Source organism: Pedobacter kyungheensis (assembly GCF_000812965.1).
Lineage (GTDB): Bacteria > Bacteroidota > Bacteroidia > Sphingobacteriales > Sphingobacteriaceae > Pedobacter > Pedobacter kyungheensis.
In genome coordinates this window covers 93,013-117,809 of sequence record NZ_JSYN01000005.1, presented here as the reverse complement: position 1 = coordinate 117,809, position 24,797 = coordinate 93,013, and the positions used below count along the sequence as shown (strand labels likewise).

At 40.6% G+C, this 24,797-nt stretch carries 18 protein-coding genes, 2 tRNA genes and 1 pseudogene; 11 read left to right on the top strand and 10 right to left on the bottom strand.

Annotated features, from left to right (window positions below; genetic code table 11):
* The first annotated feature begins 12 nt into the window (after nucleotides 1-12).
* Complete coding sequence (locus tag OC25_RS06025) at nucleotides 13-6,327, top strand: FG-GAP-like repeat-containing protein (protein WP_039472887.1); 6,315 nt, start codon at nucleotides 13-15, stop codon at nucleotides 6,325-6,327.
* Complete coding sequence (locus tag OC25_RS06015; RefSeq protein WP_156131404.1) at nucleotides 6,324-7,043, top strand: hypothetical protein; 720 nt, start codon at nucleotides 6,324-6,326, stop codon at nucleotides 7,041-7,043. The genes OC25_RS06025 and OC25_RS06015 overlap by 4 nt, the downstream gene beginning before the upstream one ends.
* Nucleotides 7,044-7,111: 68 nt before the next feature.
* Here OC25_RS06015 and OC25_RS06010 read toward each other — a convergent pair whose 3' ends face one another.
* The gene (locus tag OC25_RS06010) at nucleotides 7,112-7,576 is read right to left on the bottom strand and encodes a hypothetical protein (RefSeq protein ID WP_245221907.1); all 465 of its coding nucleotides are present in this window, start codon (nucleotides 7,574-7,576) and stop codon (nucleotides 7,112-7,114) included.
* 763 nt (nucleotides 7,577-8,339) lie between these two features.
* Here OC25_RS06010 and OC25_RS06005 point away from each other — a divergent pair.
* The 4 genes from OC25_RS06005 (at nucleotide 8,340) to OC25_RS26760 (ending at nucleotide 10,746) form a co-directional block, all read left to right on the top strand.
* A tRNA-Met gene (locus tag OC25_RS06005) sits at nucleotides 8,340-8,415 on the top strand.
* A 33-nt stretch (nucleotides 8,416-8,448) separates the two neighbouring features.
* Nucleotides 8,449-8,520: transfer RNA gene (locus OC25_RS06000), tRNA-Glu, on the top strand.
* A gap of 392 nt (nucleotides 8,521-8,912) precedes the next feature.
* Complete coding sequence (locus tag OC25_RS05995; RefSeq protein ID WP_039472871.1) at nucleotides 8,913-9,899, top strand: 2-hydroxyacid dehydrogenase; 987 nt, start codon at nucleotides 8,913-8,915, stop codon at nucleotides 9,897-9,899.
* Nucleotides 9,900-10,107: 208 nt separating this feature from the next.
* Nucleotides 10,108-10,746 (top strand): Crp/Fnr family transcriptional regulator, encoded by a 639-nt coding sequence (locus tag OC25_RS26760; RefSeq protein WP_052265998.1) that lies wholly within the window; start codon nucleotides 10,108-10,110, stop codon nucleotides 10,744-10,746.
* Nucleotides 10,747-10,791: 45 nt separating this feature from the next.
* On the opposite strand, the gene OC25_RS05985 is transcribed toward OC25_RS26760, so the two are convergent.
* Nucleotides 10,792-10,971 carry a hypothetical protein gene (locus tag OC25_RS05985; protein ID WP_039472868.1) on the bottom strand — a complete coding sequence of 60 codons (180 nt, stop codon included), beginning with the start codon at nucleotides 10,969-10,971 and terminating at the stop codon, nucleotides 10,792-10,794.
* Nucleotides 10,972-11,179: 208 nt separating this feature from the next.
* Between OC25_RS05985 and OC25_RS05980 the strand changes: the two genes are divergently transcribed.
* Nucleotides 11,180-11,377: a sigma factor gene (locus tag OC25_RS05980; RefSeq protein ID WP_039472865.1), complete on the top strand. Its 198-nt coding sequence runs from the start codon at nucleotides 11,180-11,182 to the stop codon at nucleotides 11,375-11,377.
* Nucleotides 11,378-11,395: 18 nt separating this feature from the next.
* Here the strand turns inward: OC25_RS05980 and OC25_RS05975 are convergent, their stop codons facing one another.
* The 5 genes from OC25_RS05975 to OC25_RS05955 form a co-directional block, all read right to left on the bottom strand.
* Entirely contained in the window at nucleotides 11,396-13,564 is a 2,169-nt protein-coding gene (locus OC25_RS05975; RefSeq protein WP_039472862.1) for an alpha-N-acetylglucosaminidase, read from the bottom strand.
* A 135-nt stretch (nucleotides 13,565-13,699) separates the two neighbouring features.
* Nucleotides 13,700-15,343: a RagB/SusD family nutrient uptake outer membrane protein gene (locus tag OC25_RS05970; protein WP_039472859.1), complete on the bottom strand. Its 1,644-nt coding sequence runs from the start codon at nucleotides 15,341-15,343 to the stop codon at nucleotides 13,700-13,702.
* 21 nt (nucleotides 15,344-15,364) lie between these two features.
* Complete coding sequence (locus OC25_RS05965; RefSeq protein WP_052265997.1) at nucleotides 15,365-18,682, bottom strand: TonB-dependent receptor; 3,318 nt, start codon at nucleotides 18,680-18,682, stop codon at nucleotides 15,365-15,367.
* 153 nt (nucleotides 18,683-18,835) lie between these two features.
* Entirely contained in the window at nucleotides 18,836-20,002 is a 1,167-nt protein-coding gene (locus OC25_RS05960) for a FecR family protein (protein WP_039472855.1), read from the bottom strand.
* 100 nt (nucleotides 20,003-20,102) lie between these two features.
* Nucleotides 20,103-20,681, bottom strand: coding sequence for an RNA polymerase sigma-70 factor (locus OC25_RS05955; RefSeq protein ID WP_052265996.1), 579 nt, complete (start codon nucleotides 20,679-20,681; stop codon nucleotides 20,103-20,105).
* A gap of 254 nt (nucleotides 20,682-20,935) precedes the next feature.
* Here OC25_RS05955 and OC25_RS05950 point away from each other — a divergent pair, with 254 nt between their 5' ends.
* The gene (locus OC25_RS05950; RefSeq protein ID WP_039472852.1) at nucleotides 20,936-21,472 is read left to right on the top strand and encodes an NADPH-dependent FMN reductase; all 537 of its coding nucleotides are present in this window, start codon (nucleotides 20,936-20,938) and stop codon (nucleotides 21,470-21,472) included.
* Between the two features lie 42 nt (nucleotides 21,473-21,514).
* Here OC25_RS05950 and OC25_RS05945 read toward each other — a convergent pair whose 3' ends face one another.
* Complete coding sequence (locus OC25_RS05945) at nucleotides 21,515-22,015, bottom strand: adenylate kinase family protein (protein ID WP_039472850.1); 501 nt, start codon at nucleotides 22,013-22,015, stop codon at nucleotides 21,515-21,517.
* Nucleotides 22,016-22,152: 137 nt separating this feature from the next.
* Between OC25_RS05945 and OC25_RS05940 the strand changes: the two genes are divergently transcribed.
* Entirely contained in the window at nucleotides 22,153-22,575 is a 423-nt protein-coding gene (locus OC25_RS05940) for a GNAT family N-acetyltransferase (protein ID WP_039472848.1), read from the top strand.
* A 156-nt stretch (nucleotides 22,576-22,731) separates the two neighbouring features.
* On the top strand, nucleotides 22,732-23,505 hold the full coding sequence (locus tag OC25_RS05935; protein ID WP_039472846.1) for a LuxR C-terminal-related transcriptional regulator: 774 nt from the start codon (nucleotides 22,732-22,734) through the stop codon (nucleotides 23,503-23,505).
* A gap of 77 nt (nucleotides 23,506-23,582) precedes the next feature.
* Here the strand turns inward: OC25_RS05935 and OC25_RS27285 are convergent.
* Both OC25_RS27285 and OC25_RS05930 read right to left on the bottom strand, forming a co-directional pair.
* Nucleotides 23,583-23,714: pseudogene (locus OC25_RS27285) on the bottom strand (DUF1398 family protein); the annotation flags it as partial.
* Nucleotides 23,715-23,726: 12 nt separating this feature from the next.
* A complete protein-coding gene (locus OC25_RS05930; protein WP_039472843.1) occupies nucleotides 23,727-24,074 on the bottom strand; it encodes a lipocalin-like domain-containing protein in 348 nt (115 codons plus the stop codon).
* Between the two features lie 222 nt (nucleotides 24,075-24,296).
* Between OC25_RS05930 and OC25_RS05925 the strand changes: the two genes are divergently transcribed.
* Complete coding sequence (locus OC25_RS05925; protein ID WP_039472837.1) at nucleotides 24,297-24,779, top strand: glycosyl-4,4'-diaponeurosporenoate acyltransferase CrtO family protein; 483 nt, start codon at nucleotides 24,297-24,299, stop codon at nucleotides 24,777-24,779.
* The last annotated feature ends 18 nt before the right edge of the window (nucleotides 24,780-24,797 follow it).

Sequence of the window (24,797 nt, the reverse complement as noted above, 5' to 3'; positions counted from 1 at the left end):
AAATTATGCTCCGTGAAATTTCTAATCAAAACGCTTTTAGTTTCTTTTCTTCTATTTTTTGTATTTAACCAGGCGTTTAGCCAGCTAAAACAGGCTTACAAAGATAGCAATGAGGACAATGAAGTCCGCAAAATCTGTTTCTATTCGAAAACAGAAGGCTATATTGCCTTCAAAGATGGGCTTGGCTATACCACAGATGGAGGACTTTCATTCCAGAAGAAACTTATTACACCATCCAATGTCAACTACAATGGCTTTTCTGCAAACCTGACCTTTGGTTTTGGAATCTCAGGAGTTAAGGCCTTCGATAAAAACAATCTGATTGTATACGGGGACTATGGGCTGGTACCTGCAATTCTTACCTCAGCGGACGGTGGAGAAACATTTAAACTTGTCTTTCACCAACAAAGCAGCGATACGAAATTTTCACACATAGCTGACATGGTTTTTCCAGACAACGGAAGCATCGGTTACGCTGCAGATGATGATCGAGTAATTAAAACGACCAATAAAGGCCAAACCTGGACTGAAATCTATAGATCAACAGATGCCGGCTATAAACAGATCGAAGCATTTGGTACTTTTGTTGCAGTTACCGGTCATGGGGAAATCATAAGATCAACAAACAGCGGAGTCTCCTTTGCAAAAACCAACCTTCCAGAAAGTTTTTCATCCGCAATAATTCGAAGCGTAAGCCACTTATCCACCTCAAAAATCTGGCTGAACTTTCAGAACGCAGATGGTTTCATTTACTATAGCGCAGACGGAGGGACTACCTGGAGCTTAAAGAACAATCCTGAAAATGATCCTCAGCTCTTTGAAAGACTAAAATTCTTTGACGACAATCTGGGATATGGTCTAGGAACAAATTATACCATTTACAAAACTACAAATAGTGGCAAAAACTGGGAGCCACTTCCCAGAGACAACAATTTTAGCTATCTAAATTATACCCATTATGATGCCCAATTCTGGGATTCAAACACCTTTTGGGTTGGAGGCGGCTACGGTTTTCTCGAATACACGACAAATGGAGGTGGCACACCTATTCTTAACCCAATTTTCAGCATAGATATAAGCACACTCTCAACAAACACAGTAAAACTAAAGAATTATTCAAAGTCCGACTATAGCTTTGAATGGCTGGTCAATGATGTGAGTATCGCCAAAACATACGACGCATCTTTTCAAAGAGACAACAGCAACTTAAAGAACAAAATTACCCTGATGGCCAGAAATGGTTTACAAACTGTTTCCATATCCAAAGAAATAACGCTTCCACAAGGAGTACAGGTGACAGATTTTACGCCCAAAGATGCTGGATTGCTCTCTACAGTGACGATAACAGGGGTAAATTTTACTGGCGCGACCAAAGTCACCTTCGGGGGATTAAATGCTATTGCATTCACAGTGGTATCCCCTACAACCATTTCGGCATTGCTAGGAGGAGGTAAATCTGGAGAGGTGTATGTAGGTGGCCCTAAAGGATTTTCCTCACTACCCGGTTTTAATTACCTGCCCCCGCCGACAATCGCCTCATTCTCGCCCAAAAGTGCTGTTAAGGGTCAAAAGATTACAATTATCGGCGATGACTTTATTAATGTTACCTCAGTAACTTTTGGAGGAACCCCTGCATTATCTTATGTCGTGCTCTCTTCTACCAGAATCGATGCGGTAGTAGCTGATGGAGAATCAGGAGACCTCTCTGTTTCCACCTTAGGCGGGTCATCGGCGCTGCCAAATTTTTTGATGTTACCCACGATTGAATCATTCACCCCTTCAAGCGGAACAAATGGTGAGCTCGTGGTCATTAAAGGTTCTGGTTTTTCGGGAACGACGACTGTCAGCATAGGCAACACCCCTGTTAAATCCTTCACCGTAAACAACAGGTCATTGATATCAGCAATTGTAGGCGCAGCAGAAAGCGGACCGGTAAGCGTAACAACGAAAAATGGAACGCATACCTTGGCTGGCTTTACCTATTATAATCCACCTAAAATTACCGATTTCAGCCCGCGCTTTACCACAAGTGGAGGCAGGATCACCATTACTGGCAGCAACTTTAGTAATCTAATCAATGGGAACATTGTCATGTTTGGTGATATCAGAGGAAAAGTAATCAGTTGCACTTCCACTACCATAGAGGTAGAAGTACCTAAAGTTTCCACCTTTAAGCCCCTTTCTGTAACCACAAATTCTCTCACTGCCTACAGCAAAAGTCCCTTTATACAATCCTTACCTGGCGAGAATAGAATATCCGACAATTCCTTTGCCGAAAAAATTGATCTGCCAATCTCCGCTAAACCAAGCGATTTTAAACTCTGTGATTTTGATGGTGACGGGTTTTTGGATATTATTATCTTAATCAAAGGCTTAACTGACCGTAACGAATTGGCCGTTTATAGAAACAAGGGCATAACGGGTGAGACAAAATTCGATGACCGGGTTAGTTTGTTCTTTAAATCATCGGCGCTTGTCTTCAGCGCCTCAGATATCGATGGTGACGGCAAACCTGATCTTGCAGTTTGGGATGCTAATGTAATACAGGGCGTGTTTATTTACCAGAATACATCAACCACAGGAAAGATTTCCTTTTCATTACCAACAGTTCTTTCCTCAGGTAATACCTCTTATTTTGATTTCAAAGACCTTGATGGTGATGGCAAACCAGATCTTATTACTGGCGGCATTATCAGGAAAAATACTTCAAGCCCAGGCAATATCAGCTTTGCAAATTACAACGAGAATTACAGCCCGATTGTGGGAATTAACGATTTTGATAATGACGGCAAGCTCGACCTAATTACCTTTTCCTCACTAGATAAATTTGAAATCTATAAAAATGTAAGCACATTGGACAAAATACTGTTCACCAAAGCTTTGGAAGTGCCGACAGATAGGCCATCGGAATTTGCGACTCTCGATGTAGATGGCGATCAAAAAATAGATATTGTAACCATTAGCAGCAGCCTCAATGAGCTTAAAATCCATACCAACACTGGAAATAACTCATTCCTCTTTGCTGCCCCTATAAAATATCAGGTAGCAGTAAGTCCAACAAATTTACATTTTCACGATTTGGATGGTGATGGCCGACCAGATGTGCTGTACCATAGTGAGATCAACAAATCCGCAGCAGTACTGGTCAATATCAGTTCAATCGGGAATCCAAAACTTGCTCAAAAGACTGTCTTCAGCACACTCAGTAATGTAAAAACCATTGAGGCTGGCGACATCGATCAGGACGGGAAAACCGATATCGTTTTTCAGAGTGAAGAAAATGCCGTAATTGCCTATCTCAAAAACAAGGTAAACAACACCCCTTTTGTATTATCTTTCTCTCCTTCAAATGCGAAGAAAGGCGATCTGATCATCATTAACGGGGAAAATTTCAATGATGCTACCGCGGTTAGCTTTGGGGGAAGTCAAGCAGCAAAATTTGTGATCGATTCTCCAACACAAATCACTGCAACCCTTGGCGATGGGGCTACCGGAAGTATTACTGTTAGCAACCCCTTGGGATCTTCAAGCCGGCCTGGTTTTTCGTATGGATTACCGCCCATCATTACTTCCATTTCAACACCAAGGGCTAATGCCGGAGAATCTATTACCATAATTGGAAAAAATTTTAGCGAAACTCCTTCGGAAAACAAGGTCCTATTCGGTCTAGCTTATGGCACCGTAACTGCATCAACCACAACAATGCTCACCGTTACCGTTCCTTCCAAAGCAACTTACTCTCCTATTTCCGTATTCACAAATGGATTATTTGGGGCCAGCATCAATTCTTTCATGCTCACATTTCCAGGGGATTATACCGGTTTTACGGAAAAATCATTTTCCCCGGCCATTAGACCACAGTCTGGCTATAAAAAAGGAGCTGTAGGGGATTTGGATGGCGATGGATTACTGGATATTACCTATGCCCTTAATAACGTGAATGATAAATCGTTCCACATATATCATGCAATTAAAAAGAATGGTGAGATTTCTTACGAAAAATCATTGGTTATTCCTATGATCAACGTCCCTGAAACCACTATTGTCACCGATATGGATGGAGATGGAAAACCGGAACTGGTTACTTACTCTCCTTACCGATTCCATGTATTTAAAAACACTTCTATTCCAGGTAAAATTTCCCTTATTCAATACGATTTTGTCGCGGGTGATAGTCCCTTTCAAACACTGAGTGATATAAAAATTGGCGATTTTGACGGTGATGGGAGAATAGATGTTGCCATAGCAAATTATGCAGATAAAAAAGTATGTATTTTCAGAAACGAAAGCACCAATGGGACCTTAAAATTCGGTGAACGAATAGACCTGCCAGGACAGGGATGGGTAACCAAAATTACATTACAGGATTTCAACAATGATGGAAAGCTTGATTTGGCCTATTCGAGTCGTAATTCAAATCAACTTGTCATCCATAAAAACACGAGCATTGGCTCGCAGATTACTTTCGATCCAGCAATTGTATTTCCAGTCGCAAACGAGGCAATAGATGTAGTGGCTGGCGATCTTGATGATGATGGCAAAGCCGATCTGCTGGTTGCCTCCAACAGTGTGTTAGTTTTCAGAAATACCAGCTCAACAAGCACAATCAGCTTTGCTGCACCACTAAAGTTTGCAGATGAAGGCTATATCGTTCCAATGATCAATCTCTCTGATCTGGATGGGGACGGGAAAGTTGATTTGTTTAAGGCAAGCGGCGCTGTATCTGTACTAAAAAATATCAGTCAGCCAGGAACTATATCCTTCGCTCCAGGCGTAAAATATGCCCAGCCTCATGATCCGATTCTAGGAATGGCGGCCGATTTGGATGAGGATGGCAAACCAGACATTATCACCTTTTCGGAGTTTTCATCTTCTGTAGTGCTTTTTAGCAAACCAATTATCAAGCCTTTATTAACTTCTTTATCGCCTGCATCTGGACCAGAAGGTCAAGCGGTTAGCTTAAATGGTTTCAATTTTACTTCGGTCACTGGCGTAAGTTTTGGAGGAGTACCTGCATCCTCATTTAAAATCGAGTCACCGACCCTCATCACTGCCATCGTTGGCGCAGGAGGAAGTGGCCCTGTTAACTTAAGCACTTCTGAGGGGACCAACGACTACCTTCAGTTTAAATATACACCTCCGCCAGTAATTACTTCTTTCAGCCCTATGGTTGCTGAATTTGGGGAAACAATTACCATAAAAGGTAAAAACTTCACAGAAGCAACGCAGGTATGGTTTTCACTAAAAACACCCTTTACCGTGCTAGACGACAATACAATTTCGGTCACACTACCCTCCTCAGAGTTTGTCCGCTCGGGAAATATAATTGTGGATACACCTTACGGAAGTTCTACCATGGCAGGGTTTATTTTAGCAAAGGCACCGGTAATTTCGGCCGACAAGGGCGCCCCATACTATCTCAACACAAAACTAGGCCTAAGCGCAAATACCGGCACGAGCTTCACTTATGAATGGCGAAAAAATGGGGCAATTATCTCCGGAGCTACCTCAAGTAGCATCGTTGCAGATGAAGGCGGTTCATATACTGCCGCAATCCTACACAACAATAAACAACTTATTTCCGAACCCTTCACTTTCACATTATTAAATACACTTCCTTCAACTATCTTTAAGGTTAAAGCAACAAACGAAACCTGTAGATTATCTAATAACGGAGAGATTTCGATCAGTGCCGGAATAGATATGAACTATAGCGCTACCGTTACCGGAGCAGGCTACAACAAAACCTATAACTTCAGGTCAAACCTCAATATTGGCTCTCTCAAGGCTGGCACCTATAGCGTATGTATTACCGTAGCGGAGTATACAGATTACAAGCAGTGTTTCGAGGTAACTATTACCGAACCTAAAGACCTTGCTCTTTTTTCTTCGATAGTGAACGATAAAACCATTACCCTTAATCTAGGTGGCGCTAAGACCTATCATATTGATTTAAATGGCGAAAAGTATACCACAAGTAATAGTCAGATTACATTAGCTCTTCAGCAAGGGAGCAATAGTTTAACGATATCTTCAGATCTTAGCTGTCAAGGTATCATCAAAAAAAGTATATCATTGGCGTCAGGAATAACCGCCTATCCTAACCCCTTTGATCAGACCTTAACTGTTGCCATGGGGTCAGAGTATTATCAAAAAGTGGTAAAGATTGATGTCTATGATTTAAGTGGCCGGTTGGTGTTTACCAAAAAGCAAATGCTTGACGACGTAGAAATCACACTGAATCTTTCATCATTTACCTCAGGCATGTATATATTAAAAATTGCTGCCGATAATTTCGTTTCTCAAACCAAAATCCTCAAAAAATGAGTACCTTAAGATCAATTTTATTAATCCTACTGGTATGTAGCCTATTCAGTTGCACGAAAAAAACGGTTGAGCCGACGCCACCTCCAGCTCCGGTGGTACCTACACCAAAGGAAACTACCAAGGCCCTATTAATCACTCCTGCCAAAGATGAGGTTTGTATCACGGGTACCTCTATTAATAGCACCATGAATGCAATTAGATTTAAATGGAATGAATCTGCATTTTCAGCAGGTTACATTGTAACTATCAAAAATTTAACGACCTCTGAACTTACAATTGGTACAACTAATGGAACAGAAATTGAAATGGCATTGACTAAAAATGCTCACTATTCATGGTCTGTAAAAACTAAATCGAGCCTAAATAGCCTGACTTTGGAAAGTGATATTTGGAAATTTTATAATGCGGGAGAAGCTACCTCTTCTTATGCCCCGTATCCGGCACAATTAACTTCCCCATTAATGGAAACAAAATTTAACGCCTCTGCAGGAAAAACAAACCTTGTATGGATAGGTGATGATCCAGACCGGGATATTTTAAGTTTCGATGTATATTTCGGAACGATAAGCAACCCAACATTGTACAAAGAAGGATATACTGCGACAACAATTTCGGTAAATGTAACCACTGCAACTACTTATTACTGGAAAATCATAACAAAAGACAGGTCGGGGAACAAGTCAGAATCTGCAGTTTTCAAGTTTACGATACTGTAGGTAGGATATTTTGAAGAATCAGAAAATCTAAAAGATACTTGGCTATAGAATAAATAACTAAAAATATTTCACTCTACTGCTTTGCTGATCACAACACTGGCCACTGATTGCCAGTGTTGAATAATCTGGTTATAAAAAGGCTCATCGGCAGAGCCACCTTTCCAAATTACGTAGAGTTTCTTACCATCGATTCCGATTGAGCTTCTTCCTCCTTGCTCTAATGCCTTGGTAGAAATTCCGGTCAACATCTTACTGAGATCAAAATTAAATGTTGCTTTATAATTATCAGTTTGTCCGATTACAATCTCCGAAACATTCAAATTTGCTTCGAAGGGTAATGAACTTCTAACTAATACACTATCAACTACACCAAAGCTATTGGTAAAAGTACCTTTAAAATCTAACGCAAATTCTGAGCGCGGTGATTTCCGGCAAAACAGCCTTACTTTAGCATCTTTGTAAGAACCGGCGGGCAACTGAATGACTCCTGCCAGTGCATCAGCACTGAAAATGTTTAGTTTCTTCCCTACCATAATAATAGTATCCAGCGCTCCTTTACCTTGGGCGGCAAGCGAAATTTTCTCTACCCATATTGTAGCTGAACTCCAATTAACTGGAATCGTTTGTGATGCACTATCTATCGTGACACCTCTTTTCGTTGCCGTTGTAGTAGTATAAGCTTTGGCGAAATAGGAGATTTTACCTGAATCTGGGATGGCTGTTCTGTTTGATTTTCTTTTTTACAAGATACCAGAGCGGCAATTAGCAATAGACTAAAGTTGTATTTAAAGCTAGAGAGAAAAGACTTCATTAAATGATTAGCGTATTTAAGATTTGAATAAAGATATTAAGAATTTTGGAATTCGAAATCTCACCTTTAATTCCTAAAAGGACTTTTTAGTGCCTGATTTACCCGCATCCGATGAAGATGCAGGCAAACAGGTCTTTTAATCAACATAACTAACCAAATATATATTGAGATAAAAATTGAAGTCCAAAGGTAGAAGAGAAATGAGTTATTCTTATTTAGACTAATTTTAAACAAAGAAACGAAGCCATAGCGAATATTCCAAATGTTTTCAAGAAAAATAATTTTGCTTAAAAAAGTGAAAAATATTTTAATTGACTTAACAGGTTTTAAGCTATTCATTTTAAATTATTTAGCCCTATTTTAAAAACAAATGAAGGCAGAAAATTAAATTTTAATTGGATTTTTTTCTTGAAAGGGTTTGTATTTTCAAAAATAAATTCTACTTTTGCACTCCCTCAAACGGATATTTGGGGCGAAAAATAGAGTGCGGGGTGGAGCAGTTGGTAGCTCGTCGGGCTCATAACCCGAAGGTCGCACGTTCGAGTCGTGTCCCCGCTACCAAAGGAGTTGAAAAGACACTCTTTTATTAATAATGGCCCGTTCGTCTAGGGGTTAGGACGCCAGATTTTCATTCTGGAAACAGGGGTTCGATTCCCCTACGGGCTACGAATACTTACAAATAAAAAAGCCTGCAAATTTTAAATTTGCAGGCTTTTTTCGTTTACAGAATTCCCAAATCGCCATCTGCAGCCTAAATAGGCGATTTTATAAATCGAGAGAATTCATATTTCAACAAGAAAATTTGCATTTTTTTACCAACATCCAGTGAGTCGCCCAACAAGAATACCGACTCACTGAATCATGTTTTTTACGCCAGTATCTTGCCTCGTCAACCTATTAAGGCAAAAATCTGCTTCAGTATCATTTTGAATTGTAAATTTCAAATTAGCAATAAAATATTTTTATATAAAAATTCTCTTCTTGTGAACAATCAGATTAAACCGGGAATTTCTTATCAACCGAATATTATTCCTACCTTTCGGTAAACCCAACCGATAATGAAAATTGCTGTGTTTAGTACCTGCTCCTATGATGAGGAGTTTCTGGAGAAATACAATACTGACCATGAGCTTATCTTCTTTAAACAGGCATTAGATTATGATAATCTGAGCCTTACCAAAGGCTGCGATGCAGTATGTCTTTTTGTAAATGACCAGGCTAACGGTCAGATTCTTTCTGCTTTAGCTGAAAATGGGGTAAAACTAATCCTTTTGCGGTGTGCGGGGTTCAATAACGTTGACCTGGAGGTGGCAGAAGAACTGGGTATTAGCATTCTTCGTGTACCTGCCTATTCTCCTGAGGCTGTTGCTGAACACGCCATCGCGATGATCATGACCTTGAATCGTAAAACCCATAAAGCTTATAACAGGATTAGAGAAGGTAATTTCTCACTGGAAGGGCTTATGGGCTTTAATTTGCATAGCTCAAAAGTTGCGCTTATTGGAACAGGTAATATAGGTAAAGTCATGTATCGGATTCTGAAAGGATTTGGCTGTCAGATATCAGCCTATGATCCTTATCCGGATTTGGAGCTACGAAGTGACGGACTTAAATATGCTAGCCTGGAGGAAGTGTTAAAGGATGCTGATATCGTAACACTGCATTGTCCCTTAACCGAGCAGTCCTTTCATATGATAAACGGACAAACCCTAAGGTATTTTAAAAAAGGGGCGATGCTGATCAATACCAGCAGAGGTGCACTAATCCAAACCTCGGCTGTTATCACCTCACTTAAATCCGGCGGACTCGGTTCTCTCGGACTAGATGTATATGAACAGGAATCTGGGCTTTTCTTTCGCAATCTATCCGAGAAAGTTATTCAGGATGATTTGATTGCCCGTCTGATATCATTTCCTAATGTGCTCATCAGCTCCCACCAGGGCTTTTTTACAAGGGAAGCAATGCGACAGATTGCCGAAACTACATTTTCAAACGCAGATGCGTATGTTTCGGGAAAGATACTTGTAAATGAAATTAAGCCATAGGCTGCATGCTGGTTTAAATTCTTTTTTTTGCTATTAAATATCCTCTTATATTCGCGGGGTAAGGGGTGAGAGCCTTACATCAATCCAAAAGATTGAGAGCGTTAATTTAGATGTTAATACTGTTTCCGGAGGGGAACAGTATTATCTTTACTCCTTTTAGGGATAGCAGTGTGATTTATTACAGTCTTTTAGCATTTTTGATGTCAACATGAATTTTGAGCCTGAACCGTTAGCTACCCGATGGATACCTTACGGTGGCCAATCCCCGATTATACCTATTTTTAAACAATATCATCCGCTTAATCAGCAGATTGAGGATGTGATTAATGTTCAGACCTTTCCGGTACATTTTGGGAGGAACAAGCATATTGCCTCACCGATTAGGACAAACCGTTATATTTTTCTGATTTTGCAGGGGGTTGCCCATGGCTTTATTAAAGTTGGGGCTAAAAAGATTACTACCTGGATTGCCGTAGAAGGTGAGCTGGCTGGAACAATAAATAATTTATGGCATGGTGGACAATCTGAGGAATATATAGAAACCATTGAGCCGCTTTTAGCTGTTGCTATTCCACATGAGATGTCGATCTTTTTATATGAGAATCATCCTGAAGCGAATCTGGTCGGCAGGCAGATGACCGAACTTTATTATCAGGGTGCCTCAGAGCGGGCTTTTATTGCAAGGCTGCCAAATGCCAAGCTTCGTTATGAGCGTTTTTTGATTAGCTATGGGCATTTGCTCGAGCGGGTTCCGCTGAAATATATTGCTTCATTTTTAGGCATGCGTCTGGAAACCCTAAGCCGTATTCGCTCAGAGATGGCGAGTAAGCTAAGTAACAAAGCATAAAAAGGGATAAATGATACCCCTTTTTCCCAAAACAGTGATTGTTTGTTATTTATCGCTGTTCTTTTTTTCTGTCACCTCAGTACGTACTTCCTGAGCCAAAGTTTTTAAATCCTGCATCGCTTTACGAACTCTTGTTCCAGCCGCAGCATTTCCTGCGTTATAGAATTTTTCTACATCAGCTTCTACCCCTGCAATGATTTCTTTAATTTTTGCGAATTTTTCCATTTTGTTATTTTATTAAATAGTCGACTATTTGAAGCCGCGAATATATTACATTTTTATTCGATTATTTATCTTTCACGTACATCTGCGTACTCACATTCATTCTGTTCAATTCCGTAACAGGCATTGAAAATCGGTGCGATTGAGCACCTTGTAGTTTTTTGAGGTATCATTATTGTTTTTTCCTTTAGACCTACCAAAAACATCAATCATGACCGAAAAACAATTCAACCTACAAATCTATGTCCATCAGGGGGCACTTAAGAATTTCGCTATGAAATTTACCCATGATCTCGACGACGCAAATGATCTATTTCAGGAAACGATGATCAAGACTATACGTTTTTTTTATTTTTTCACCTATTCAAAAGAGCTGTTTCTTCCAGGATTTTACAAGTTAGTTGTATGACTTTAAACTTCGCGGGCTTTAGTTTTCCGACTCCTTCAATATTCGGGCGATTAGCTGATACAGTTGTTCACTATTAAGCTCCGGTTCATGGTAATCGTCTGGTTTTTTTGTCCATGCCAGCTCCATGGCAAAATAATCTGGAGCTTGATGCGGGGTGCCGTTTATTTTCGCTAATTCATCTTTTATAAATGCTTGCCAGCGCTGAAGATATAGGGATCTTAACAGTCCTGACCATTCTTTATGGGCGTAATCCCTCAGATCGGTTTTCAGGTTATCATCTGGTCCCCAGTAGGAAATTTGTGTTTTGGCGTTTTTTAGCGCATTGGTTTTATCCTGAGGCATTTTACCAAAATCAACGGCTTGCTTTAGCCAACGGTTTAATGAAAAATATTTGCTGGCACTCAAAAGCGAGTCCTGCTGTAAAATCAGCCTCTGAAAGCTTTCGCTTTCTTTTTTGAAGCCATCAGCATCTTTGGCGCTGATGGCTGCCTGCATTTTCTCATAGACAATATCGCCCTGATTGGCCAGTACCTGCCTTACAAAATCAATTTTATCGGTCTGGTATGTCTCCACTGACTTAAAATCTGCTCCTGCTGCCACGAACAGTTTAACTGCCTGGGCAAAACGTTGCGGGTCATAATTTCTTTTACGTGTGCCCCATGATGATACTGTTTTTATGGCCACGGCTGGTCTTGCACAAAAAATCGATTCTGAAGGCCCCTCCTGGTAGATCTCCGGACTACTGTATGCTGTTTGCAATAAGAGTTGCCAGGCCTGGTTAAGCTCCGTGTTACTTTTTCCATAACGGTAATCCTGGTAGCCTTTTATCCATTCATCCACTTTTATGAAGTTCTGATGCCATCCCAATTCCAGCATTAAATCATAGGCTACCGGATTATTGTTTATCCCCTCGGGTATAATGCCCACGCCTGAGAGGAACGGACCGTAACTGCTTTTGCTTGCTCTGCTTACCTCATCGCAAAAGCGTTGAAGCTTGCCGTATAGTCCGTTTTTCTCTCCAAAATTGCTCACGTTGCTCCATACGAAAGGTGTACCATCGTAAGCTTTTCTCCTCTCCCAGTTATTGGTGTTCTCGCCAAACAACTCTATTACCAGGGTTTTCTTTTTATCGAGTCCTTTTAGTAAAGCAGCCGATGGGTTAGATTGCCAGCCTTGTAATACCCAGGTACTTCCCGGAAAATGGTGTTGCATGCGCTTTTGTATACTGGTTGCTGCCGCAGTAACGTCTACCCCTTTAGAATTTCCGCCTTCATGAAAAGGATCTCCACCGAAGAAGTGTAGTTCTCTACCGTATAACTTTTTCATCTCGCTATAGTAAATATCAGCAAGCTTTTCAAAGGCAGGGTCATCTGGCATTAAAAAATCAGGGCGTGTAAAACCTCCTGCCCATTTGCCTTGATCGGCCACAGTAACCTTCATTTTATTTTTAAGGCTAGTGGGTACCATACCATAAAACCCTTGCATGACAGGCTCGATCTTTAAATCTTTCATGCGCTTAATGATCTGCTTCTCTAAGCTCACCTGCTGGTCAATTAAGGTCTGGCTTACCGGTCCTCCCCATCCTTCCAAATTCCCCATTAACCACCAGGCGTCAAAGGCTGGGCCGGGTATAAAGGCCAGGATTTCTTCTTTTGTATAACCTATTTGCTTTAATGTATTTTGCCAAACTGCTTCCATACCTACCGGTGCCAGTATCAGGTTTACGCCATTTAAGGCCATCCAATCCAGCTCTCGTTCCCAGTCTTTCCACTGGTAAAAACTCATCGAATAACTGATCGTGCAATAATTTAAGGCATAGCGGTATGGATACGGAGAGACTATCCTCACCTTACCCGTAATCTGTGGCAGTTTTTTGACCGCTTCGAGGTTATCGCCTAAATGAGACAAGCTTCTTTTGCAATAATATCTGAGGTACCAGCCCAGGCCTTCGGCGGCAGCGTTGGCGTTTGAAGCGGCAATATTGATCTTGTTATTTTTGGTAGAAAGCTCGAAAACATCTTTGCCATCCTGCGCTGGAATATTGCTGAAAGTAAGTGATGAAACCAGCCAGGGGACTCTTCTTGCAGCAATTTCTTTTACGGGTGAAAACACCTGCGCCTTTACATAGCCAAAGCAAGCCAGGCCAATGCATAACAAGATATATTTTTTAACTTTTGAACTATTCATGTTGTAAGTGTACTAATTATTTTTTGAAGAAAATTGGTTACCAAATTTCTGCTGTTCATTAGCTTTGAGCATTAATAAGGCAGGCCATGGAATGGCCTACCTTATACGGAGCGTCATTTATGGAATAATCTTTATCTACCAGCCTTCTGTTTGTTTAAAATCAGGATTTTTCCCGTTGAGCTTATCAATTTCACCTTGGGGGATGGGCAAGAAGTAATGTTTTGTTTTATCGAAAACCCGCTTTTGTGCTTCGAAATAGGTAAAGGTAGTATCTGTAGCATTAGTAGACGATATGGTATAATTCACGCCATATATGGGTCTGTTATCTACCACTTCGGCTATTTTCCATCTCCTTACATCCCAGAAACGTAAGCCTTCAAAGGCCAGCTCAATGCGGCGCTCATGTCTGATCACCTCACGCATCTCCTCTTTGGTCAAGCCAGTTGGGATATCGGGCATGCCTGCTCTTTTTCGGATTGGATTAATGGCGCCGTATACGCTTGCATCTGCGCCAGCCAGCTCGTTCTGTGCTTCTGCATAATTTAACATCAGTTCGGCGGTTCTGAAAATAGAGAATGATTTATTTACCCCTCCCGAGCTATTCGATAAGTTAAGGCTTTCTGTCATGTATTTTCTCCACCAGTAATTCGTTCCCGGTTCATTGGCATTATCTTTATCGTTGCTGTAGATATTGATTTTTCTGTTTTTCCATGTTGCTCCCGGATAAAGCACTGTAGCATAAAATCTCGGGTCGCGGTCTTTATATGGATGTTTTGGATCCCAGCCTGATGCAGCATTCTGAATAGGCAAGCCATTTTTCATTTCAAATGCATCTACAAAATCCTGAATGGGTCCGCAATTAGTCCAGCCGCTATAGCCCAGGGGTTGCATTACCTGATCGATACCAGATCCTGCACCTGTTCCGATATTCCTTCCCCAGATACACTCGGTATTGGCATATTTCAAAAAGGCGTCGGCATATTTAGGTTCTAAAGTATAACCCTGTGCCAGGGCAGCATCCAGCGCTTCTTTAGCCAGGGTTGCTGCTTTCTGCCACCTGGCGGCATCATTTGCAGGATTAAACAGCGTACTTGCGTAATACAAAAACAATCTTGATTTTATGGCCTGACAAATAGTTTTGGTAGCTCTGCCCCATAAACCTGCATCCTGTTTGGCTGGTAGGTTTTGCATCGCTGCGTTTAAATCATTCTCGATAAAACCAACAACCTCACTATACTCGCTGCGTTTTAAAAATACGGCATCGCCATCTGTGGCCGGCGAGAGGGGCTTATCCATAATCGGAATTTTTCCCCAGCCCCTAAAGAGAACAAAGTGGTAAAATGCGCGTAGCATTAGCGCCTCTCCTTTTAACCGAGCCTTCCGGCTGGGAACATTGGGGTCTTCGGGGATCTGATCGAAATTGGTTAAAAAAAGATTACAGGCTCTGATTTTGGCATAGGCATTTGTCCAGTCATCTCCCAGGGGGGAAAAGTTACTTGGATTCCATGCGCCTGTATTGAACAGAACCGCTCCGTTTGCCCAGCGCTGTTTCGCCTCATCGGTCATGGCAGCTGTAACATAAGAATTTCCTGCTCCATAATTCCATGATGGAATGGCTGTATAAATATTGTTCAGGAAGCCTTCGGCATTATTGATATCGCCAAAGACTTCTGTTTCATTGATATAATCACTGGGCACCCGGTCTAAAAAACTTTTTTTACAAGAGCTCACTCCCAACAGGATGAGTACCAGTAGTAAAGCATAATTATATTTTCTCATTGTTAAATATTTTAAGTCAGTTTAAAAATTCATCGATACGCCTACATTGTACACCTTCATCGTTGGGTACAATGCCGTCCCGTTTGCGGTCTGCTCAGGATCATAATCCTTATAAGGTAGCTTGTCCCATGTGGCCAGGTTTAGGCCATTGGCAAATATCCGCAGTGAGCTGATTTTGATTTTAGCGAGTGTACGCGCTGGGAACGTGTATCCGAGTTCGATATTTTTAAGTTTGAGGTAATCAGAGCTGTAGATAAAGAAAGTGCTCAACTGTGAGTTATTCTGTCCGCCTGCCAGACTGTAATGTACCGTTGGGTAGCTGGCTGTAGCGGCAGTTGCCGGCGTCCAGACATCTGCTAATCTTTGCGGCCCCAGGTAAGGTACATTCGTTTTGCCGCTTAAAGCGCCCTGAACTAAAACGCTCAGGTCAATGCCTTTCCAACTGGCTCCAAGGGAGGCTCCAAAAGTATTGTTAGGAAAGTTGCTTACCTGAATGGCTACCCTATCGTTTTCATTAATCACCTTATCTCCATTCATATCGCGGTAGCGGATATCGCCTGGAATAACCCGGCCGGCAAAACTCTGTTTGGGCGATGCATCTATCTCTGCCTGATCTTTAAATAAACCCTCTGCTATATAGCCTAACTGGTAACCTACAGGGAGCCCGGTTAATGCCTGGTATGGATAGGCTAAATTAGGTTCGTCACGCGCGAGGATTTTATTTTTATTGTAGGTCCAGTTGATGTATCCAAAAATATTTACTTTATCTACATTGGTGTTAAAATTTAGGGAAGCCTCGAAACCCTGGTTTAATACTTTACCCACATTGATAGCTGAAAGGCCTGCGATACCCAAATATGTAGGGATAGTTTGCGGTGTTGTGAGGATATTATTTCTATTCTCCCTGAACACATCTACATCCAGTTTAAGGGCGTTGTTAAAGAATCCCGCCTCTAAGCCGATATTTGATTTTTGTGCCTTTTCCCAGGTAATATTCGGATTACCTGTACGGTTAACATTGTATCCTCCGGCTGTAGTTGGCGTGGTACCGAAATCAAAACCTCCGCCTCTACTGTAATCAGATATAAAGAGCCATCTTGAACCGCCGATATTATCGTTACCTACGTATCCAAAAGATCCCCGTAATTTGAGGTAATTCATCGCTTTAATATCATACCACGATTCACCCGAAATTACCCAGCCGGCGGAAACCGCAGGAAAAAAGCCGTAACGCTTCCCTTTGGGAAAGTTTTCTGAACCATTGTACCCCATGTTGAATTCGGCAAAGTATCTTGAATCGTAGTTATAGGCTGCCCTACCTACAAAACCTTCATAAGCCCTGGGTAAATCGCCGGTAACAGAGGTATAATTTCTGTTAAATAAGGCCAGACCAGAAAAGGTATGCTTACCAAATGAGCGGTCATAATTAATCTGCAGGTTATAATAGTAATAACGGGTAGCGGAGGTGCTTGATGATTTAGTAAGTGAGGTTTGCTGAGTAAAAGGGGTATAGGTTTCTGCACCACTTACTGGATCTTTACGGTATCGAAAAGCTGTAAAATTTTGGTTCTGGCCGTAATTAATAGCGCCGTAATTTTCGAAAGTGTATAAACCTTTCGCATTTAGTCCCTTTGTAATGAAATCGAGCTTATGGTTGATCTCAATAGTACCATTCGTACTGTTCCAGAAATTATCGTAGTAACCGCTTTCCTTAATCGCTCCAAGTGGATTCCATACATCTGGCGCAGTAATCCGCCCTGCTCCATAAGTACCATTGGGGTTAAAAACAGGTGTGGTATAATTCTGCATCAGGTTTACCCAGCTGAAAACCGTACCATAACCAGGGCCAGGGCCTGTACGCTGCTCTATCCTGGAGGCCAGGTCGAGGCGTACATTCATCATATCCGTTGCGGTAATATCGATATTAGACCTGAAATTATAGCGGTCGTATTTCTGGGTTACGCTGTATTTATTGTCATTAGCTCCTTTAAAGAGTGTTCCCTGATTCAGGTAGCCTAAAGACACAAAGTATTTCACGCTGCTATTACCGCCGCTCATATTGGCATTATACTGCTGCTGGGGGGTATTCGGTTCAAAAATCACATCATACCAGTTTACATCAGGGTAGGTGTAGGGATCAGCCTTGGTTCTAAAAAGTTCAATCTCTTTATCAGTCCAAATAGGGTTGCTTCCATCATTAACGGAGCCTTGATTATCTAAAATAGCCTTTTGTAAACTACTGAAACGCTCAGGCAGGCGTTGCGGGGTTTGCAGGCCATACTGGCCGTTAAACTGAATATTCGTTTTACCGATCTTTCCGCGTTTAGTGGTTACTAAAATAACACCATTAGCACCTTGTATTCCATATAATGAAGTTGCTGCAGCATCTTTTAATATGCTGATTGAGGCGACTTCATTAACATCGATATCTCCAAAGTTAGCATCGCCCCGGGGTAATCCATCAATTACAATTAGCGGGCTCCTGCTTGCTCCATACGTACCGATACCACGGATATAAATGGCTGAGCCATCTGAGCCTGGTGTACCTGAGGATTGAATAGTAGTTAAGCCCGGTAAACGACCGGCTAAGGCGTTGCTTAGGTTAGAGACAGGGCTTTGTTTCAACTCTCGGGTTTGGACAGTTGATATGGCCGCGGTTACGCTTACTTTCTTCTGCGTTTGTCCAAAGCCCGATACCACTACTTCATTCAAGCTTCCGGCCTCGGCAATAAGCTGAATTAACATTTCGGCCTTCAGGTTGGCTTTTATTTCCTGCGATTGGTAGCTAACAAATGATACTTGTAAAATAGCCCCCTCCTGAACGTTTTTCAGCACGAACTCGCCATTATCGCCACTTACAATGGCCATTGTAGTCCCTTTAACTTTTATGGTTGCTCCAGGCAAACCCTGGCCGGATTCATCAACAACCCGTCCTCTAACATCGGCAAACTGACGGTTAAAAGCATTATATTTCGGCTCGTTTCTATCTTTAATTACAATCGTTGATGCCTCAATCGTATAGGTTAATGGCAGGCCGGTAAAGCATTTATCCAGAACGCTTGCCAGGGAAGCCTCTTTAACATTAATGCTGATGTTGTTTATCTTTTTTATCCGGTTGGCATTATAGAAGATATCCAATCCGCTTTGCTGGCTGATCTTATCCAATACTTCTTCTAAAGAAATATTTTTTTCTGCAAGGGTAATCTTGTTTTGTGCATAGCCATTTGCACACACCTGGAACACCAGGCCAAAGAAGAGTAAAACGGTAAGTTTCATGGTTAGCAGAACTTTATTTTTCGCACAGGAATTCCAGTACGAGTTAAGATCGTAAAATTTCATACATTTGAATAGTTTAGGTTGAAATGCCCCGTTTCCGGACCATTGTGTTTGGTTGATAGTATTCTCAAAAATATTTTGGTGCAGACAAACTGAACTCCAGCCGGGAGTGTCTTCAGCACTTCCGGTTTTTGCTACAGCCTGCCTATATGGTAATTATGGCATAACTGTAACCCTCCTTTCATTTACTTTAAAATTGACATCATTCGTGCGCATTAATATTCTGAGCACGTCTTTTAAGGTTTTCGATCTCGAAATTCTTCCGCTGAAGTTTAAGTTCTCTACTGGCCCGGTATAACCGACTTCGATATCATACCACCGCGATAGTTTGCGCATCACGCTTTTCAGTTCTTCGTCCTTAAAAATAAAACGGCCGTTTTTCCAGTCTACCTGTGTGGCAGCATCTACCTGTTTTACCTGCCAGTTGCTGTTATTCAATACCGATTGTTCTCCTGGTTTGAGGTATTTAGACTGGGTTTTATCTCTGAAGGCCTTAACTTTTACACTTCCTTCGAGTAAGGTTGTCTTTACCTCATCCTCATCGCTATAAGCATTGATGTTGAAATGTGTGCCCAAAACCTCTACTTCCTGTTTGCTGGTCACCACAATAAACGGTTTGGTTTTTAAATGTGCTACCTCAAAATATCCTTCGCCGCTTAGCTCAACCCGCCGTTCGCTGCCATTAAAATGTAGCGGATAGCGCAAAGAAGATGCTGCATTGAGCCAAACGATGGTACCATCTTCTAATATAATTTTATACTGTCCCCCTCGTGGGGTCTGGATAGTATTCGAGATATTTTGTATCTGGTTATCCGATGGGCTGGCTGTCAGCTGGATATATTCGAGGGTTCCGTTGCTTTTCTTTTTAATCTGAATGCCGTTTTGTTCGGCTATTGCTCCGTTTGAAATACTGTCCAAAATTATCTTTTTACCATTGGCAAGGGTTAAAATGGCTTTATTTCCACCCGGAGAGATTAACGCTGCATAGTCAATGGCTCGAGGCCCAATGGCTGTCTTGGCTTTGTATAATATTATGGCAATGCTAAAAACTATCAGTAACAGGGCTGCTGCACTATACCACCATATTAACTGGCGTTTAGCTGGCCTGATTTTAACCAGAGTATCGTTACTGGTTTTTATCTCTGCGCTAATCTGTTTAAACAAGGTTTCCCGTATAGCTTTTTCATTTTTTATTTCTGCTGTATCCACATCCCACTCTCCTCTCAATCGTGCGTAGTAAGCCTCAACCAAAAGTTTTTCACCATCGGTAGCCTCCCCATTAATGTATTTGTCTATCAGGATTAAAAACTGTTCTTTTTCCATGTCTTGAAATAATAAGTACCAAAAACAAACTTATACCCTACGGCAGCAAGGAAATCATCAAGACAAAAATCATAAGACATTGTAATACAAAGCTATAAAATCACAACAAATGGTAAGCTGCGATGATGACCAGGCACATTTCCAGACTTAGGCCCTCGCGGATGAGCTTTAATGATTTGGACATTTTTTTCTCTACCGTCTTCTCCGAAATCTCGAGTTTACTTGCAATTTGCTTGTAAGTCATTTCTTCCTCGCGGCTCATCAGGAAAATTCTCTTACAGTCAGCGGGGAGGCTGTCAATTAATCCCTGAATCAGTTTCTGTTGTTCTTTAAAAAGCAGGGGCTGTTCGATAATAATTTCTGTGGTAATTTTAGCGAGTCGTTTGTAAAACTCTTTGTCGGTTTTTTGTGCCCTGATTGCCTTTAGCACTGTAAAACGAACTGCCTGATGGAGATAGGCCTTAAGCGTTACGATATTGAGTTGTTCTCTGCGTTGCCATAGACTTACAAAAACTTCCTGTACCGCGTCCAAAGCCCCTTCCTCGTCCTGCAAAATGGTAAAAGCGGTGTAGTAAAGCTGCTTCCAATAACTGTTATAAATTTCATTAAATGCAAGCTCATCACCACATTTTAATCTGGATATCAACTCATCTTGATATTGTAATGGATAGACTGGCATTTGGTATTCTTGAACTAAATTAGAAAAAAAATACACAAACACAACCGAAATGTTACGTTTTGTGAGCTACCTTAAGGACCCAGGTATAGCCATCAGTCATTGGGCATTAGAATAGTGTATATATACCCATATTTCTTAAAATGTTTAACTGAACAAAAAATCAAACCTATTTGCCTACTTTAAACTGCCAGAAGAGATTGATTAGGAAAATCGGCTTATATTTGAATCCTTACCAGACAATTAAGATAATTAGCATGAAAATCATCGCCTTTGGCGCCTCGTATAGCAAAAGCTCAATCAACAGACAATTCGCGGGCTATACCGCTTCTTTATTTACGGATGCGGCAGTAGAACTTTTGGACCTTAACGATTATCCCCTACCTGTATTTACTGTTGATCTTGAAAAAGAAATTGGACATCACCCCTCAGCTATGGACTTTGTTCATAAATTAGGAGAAGCTGATTTTTTGATTATTTCAATGTCGGAACACAATGGTAGCTATACCTCAGGATTCAAAAACCTTTTGGACTGGTCTTCGCGCTATAAATTAAAAATGTTTGAGGGAAAGAAAATATTACTCTTATCGACCTCTCCAGGGGGAAGAGGTGGTCTTTCTTCTTTGGAAACTGCTGCCAAAAGATTCCCATCTCATGGTGCAGAAATTATTGAGATGTTTTCTCTTCCTGCCTTTGGACAAAATTTTTCAGTGGAAGAGGGGGTTACAAATCCCGAACTAAAAGGTCGTTTTCAAAGTATAATAGATCAGGTAAAAGAACGACTTAAAAATTAAAGGTAGTAAACACCCTTATTGGAATGACCTAGCTCCCAAAACTTAAATTGTGGTCCTAAACTGTTTATAGATTTCCTCAGGGCTTTGATTAGCGTCAATAAAGGGTATATTTTGCTTTAACGCTTCTTGTTCCAGCCTATCTCCCCAGATTACGGCACCTTTTCTGTCAAAATCCATCATCGGTGCTGGGCGATGGATGCTATTAAGCCGTTCCAGCTGCACATTTTTGTCCACTTTCAAAAAATAGGCTCTATCAAATAGATCAATCATATTGAAAACATTTCCGGAGCCACCAAAAACGAATACTTCCGGGCGGTTATCAAGAAATTTGATTAGGACTTTTCTACTCCAAAGAAATGAATAGCCGTTGTTCAATGCTTGCTCGGCGCTTGCAGGGGGTGAAACTCTGATTCCAGATTGACTATACCAGGAGCAAAGCCCTTCTATCTGATCGGCATCATAAGCCGGCAGCCCTTGCTTTGCAAGATAGCCTGCGAGGTAGGTTTTTCCGGAGCCTGAAGGACCAAATACAATTGTTTTCATTTGTAATTATAGGAATTTTGGGTGATTATAAAATATTTAAACAATGATCAATTATGCATTTACCTCTTAGGGGGAGTACGCTGGAGAAGTTTTACCTAAAATTCAGTGTATAAGCTACAACTTTTATATTTGTAATTATGATAAGGGAAATTAAACTAAGGGATTATCCGCGTCTTATAGAAATATGGGGAAGTGCAGTACTAAATACACATGATTTTTTGAAAGATGAAGACTTTACTTATTATAAGGAACAGCTGCCTGTGTATTTTAAACATGTTAAACTATTGGGGTTTGAAGAAGGTGGCATTTTAGCTGGATTTATGGGTACCTTGGAAGAGAACCTTGAGATGCTATTCGTTCATAACGATAGCCGTGGTAAAGGAGTAGGTAAAAAGTTGATTAAATATGCCATTGAGAATTTAAAGGTAACTAAAGTTGATGTAAATGAGCAAAATACGGAAGCTGTTGGTTTCTATAAACACATTGGATTCTATATTTTAAATAGATCAGAATTGGATGGAATGGGTAAAGAATATCCAATTTTGCATATGGGATTGTAAACCGGGCATTTTGCAGATTATTAAAATCTGGATATCGTCTTTAGGAAGTTATTTATTATATTCAATCGAAGGTTTTAAGTACGAACAGCAGTTACATCTACCCAACTACTATCGTCTATTTTTTTATCTGTTCCCTATAATGCCCTCAAGATTCATATGGATAGAAAAAAATCCTTACTTCATCAGGTATGGGACAATAATTTGATGCGAATCAGCTCAAAGGGGAATAATCTCCCAGAACTGAGAATCAATCAACTTTTAGCTTCTATTTTTACCTCTGGTCCTAGTTATCACTATATTGTAGATTTCAGCGACCGAAGCCTGGTTTATACCAGTAATAACATTGGCGATATACTAGGTATTAGAAAAGACGTTTTAACCTTCGATGATATCATCGGCATCATTCATCCGAAGGATATTGCCTATGTTGCTGCTGCTGAAGAGGCTGTGCTGATCCAGTGCAGCCAGCAGCATACGATCAGTAAAACTGCCCTATTTAAAAGTGCTTACTGTTTTCGGGCTAAAACAGCCGATGGTAGCTACAGACTTTTCCAGCACCAGGCTGTGACTCTGACAACTGATGATAAGGGTAAGGTGAAACTTGTGCTTAATGTCCACACCGATATCAGTCTACTCACGCAGAAAAATAATTTTACGGTAACCTTAAGCGACCTACTGGGAAAAAGGAATTTATGGAAGAAAAAAATAACTATTCCTTCACCTTTAAAGAGCGAAAAAGCATCATTTAGTGAAAGAGAGCTGGAAATAATTATGCTTATTTCAAAGGGCTATAAAAATCCGGAAATTGCTGAGCAGCTATTTATCTCCCCTCATACGGTAATGACCCATCGAAGAAACATCCTGCGAAAAGCAGGCGTAACAAACAGTGCCGGATTAATATCCTACTGTATGGCCAACCATATATTGTAAATCGGCCTGTCCAGACCTTTCTCGCTAAGTAGATGATTGTGTAGGAAAGGCAAGTGCTCTAAAAGCACTTGCAAAAATTAGTGAGGAATTTTCTCTTCCAGCACTTCATTTCCAGCCTTATCGTAATATATGCAAGTCATCTTATCCATGCGAATAGCCCATTTCTCGATGCCAAAGCTTGCGCACATTTTAATGAAGGTAAGGAAGTCTGTTTTTCCCTGCTATTCAGTAACTTTTTCATATTCCAGAGTGCCTGTTTTATTGCTGCTTATAATGCGTTTTTTGGCATCGAAATAATCAACTGAGAAAGCGATTGAAACAACACTGATTTTAATGGTTAATTGTTTATTATCGGCCGATAATTTCCATTTCCCTTTTCTGGATTTATCTCCATTGATCCCATTAAATACCCCATCTTCGCTAAAAACCTGATAGGTATTTTCGGGGGTAGATACGATGCCGTTATTGGTTTGTTTTACAAGTTTCCATTTTCCAACGAGCTCCTTGGCAGTTTGTGCATGGCTCGAATAACAGGCCAGGCAGATAATCAAAGTAATTAAGAATTTCATAGTCTAGTTTTTAGCTAATTTAGCAAATAATTCTAATCTGCATTCAAGTGAAAGGCTGATACCGCAAAAAATAAGTTAACAAACATTTACTGTTTAGGTGTACGTTTAATGCCTGCTATTTATTTTTCGAAATTACAATCAGGATTGTTAAAAGATAAAAAGTGTCTTGTATTTTAGCATCCCTGATTTATCGACTGGAAAACAAGAGGAAAACCGACCATTATGCTCATCAAACAAATCACTTTCAGTTTCTCTATTGCCTTTATTTCCTGGATTGCCGGCATGTTATTGAATGCTTTTTTCACAAAAATGAATTTATACCATCCGCGCTTAATGCACCTTAACTACATAAAAAATGAGAAGGTTAACAAATTATTGGGACTGAATGTATTTAAATATATCATTTTGCATTCTTTCTTTAAATTTTTCAACCCTAAGCTCTCTATGAAGAAAAAAATTATGGTTAGCGAGTTAAATGAATACAGAAAAGAAATGAACCTGGCTGAGCTTAACCATTTACTGGCTTTTGGTTTTATGTCTGTGTTTATTTTTATTAAAATATTGAAAGGTTTGTACCTTTTTGCGGTGGTAATGACTTTGGTTAACATCCTGATGAACATCTATCCTGCCCTGTTGCAACAGCAAAACAAGAGACGTATTGATAAATATTTGAATATTTTATCGCTAAGGAGCAGGCAAAACTAAAGCGCTCAGAATAAAGGT

Coding starts and splice junctions, on each gene's coding strand:
- OC25_RS05940 (WP_039472848.1), top strand. CDS start 22,153: ATGATAAGGGAAATTAAACTAAGGGATTATCCGCGTCTTATAGAAATA.
- OC25_RS05970 (WP_039472859.1), bottom strand. CDS start 15,343: ATGAGAAAATATAATTATGCTTTACTACTGGTACTCATCCTGTTGGGA.
- OC25_RS05965 (WP_052265997.1), bottom strand. CDS start 18,682: ATGAAATTTTACGATCTTAACTCGTACTGGAATTCCTGTGCGAAAAAT.
- OC25_RS05950 (WP_039472852.1), top strand. CDS start 20,936: ATGAAAATCATCGCCTTTGGCGCCTCGTATAGCAAAAGCTCAATCAAC.
- OC25_RS05945 (WP_039472850.1), bottom strand. CDS start 22,015: ATGAAAACAATTGTATTTGGTCCTTCAGGCTCCGGAAAAACCTACCTC.
- OC25_RS06010 (WP_245221907.1), bottom strand. CDS start 7,576: ATGGTAGGGAAGAAACTAAACATTTTCAGTGCTGATGCACTGGCAGGA.
- OC25_RS05975 (WP_039472862.1), bottom strand. CDS start 13,564: ATGAATAGTTCAAAAGTTAAAAAATATATCTTGTTATGCATTGGCCTG.
- OC25_RS05985 (WP_039472868.1), bottom strand. CDS start 10,971: ATGGAAAAATTCGCAAAAATTAAAGAAATCATTGCAGGGGTAGAAGCT.
- OC25_RS05955 (WP_052265996.1), bottom strand. CDS start 20,681: ATGCCAGTCTATCCATTACAATATCAAGATGAGTTGATATCCAGATTA.
- OC25_RS06015 (WP_156131404.1), top strand. CDS start 6,324: ATGAGTACCTTAAGATCAATTTTATTAATCCTACTGGTATGTAGCCTA.
- OC25_RS05935 (WP_039472846.1), top strand. CDS start 22,732: ATGGATAGAAAAAAATCCTTACTTCATCAGGTATGGGACAATAATTTG.
- OC25_RS05995 (WP_039472871.1), top strand. CDS start 8,913: ATGAAAATTGCTGTGTTTAGTACCTGCTCCTATGATGAGGAGTTTCTG.
- OC25_RS05925 (WP_039472837.1), top strand. CDS start 24,297: ATGCTCATCAAACAAATCACTTTCAGTTTCTCTATTGCCTTTATTTCC.
- OC25_RS05930 (WP_039472843.1), bottom strand. CDS start 24,074: ATGAAATTCTTAATTACTTTGATTATCTGCCTGGCCTGTTATTCGAGC.
- OC25_RS05980 (WP_039472865.1), top strand. CDS start 11,180: ATGACCGAAAAACAATTCAACCTACAAATCTATGTCCATCAGGGGGCA.
- OC25_RS26760 (WP_052265998.1), top strand. CDS start 10,108: ATGAATTTTGAGCCTGAACCGTTAGCTACCCGATGGATACCTTACGGT.
- OC25_RS05960 (WP_039472855.1), bottom strand. CDS start 20,002: ATGGAAAAAGAACAGTTTTTAATCCTGATAGACAAATACATTAATGGG.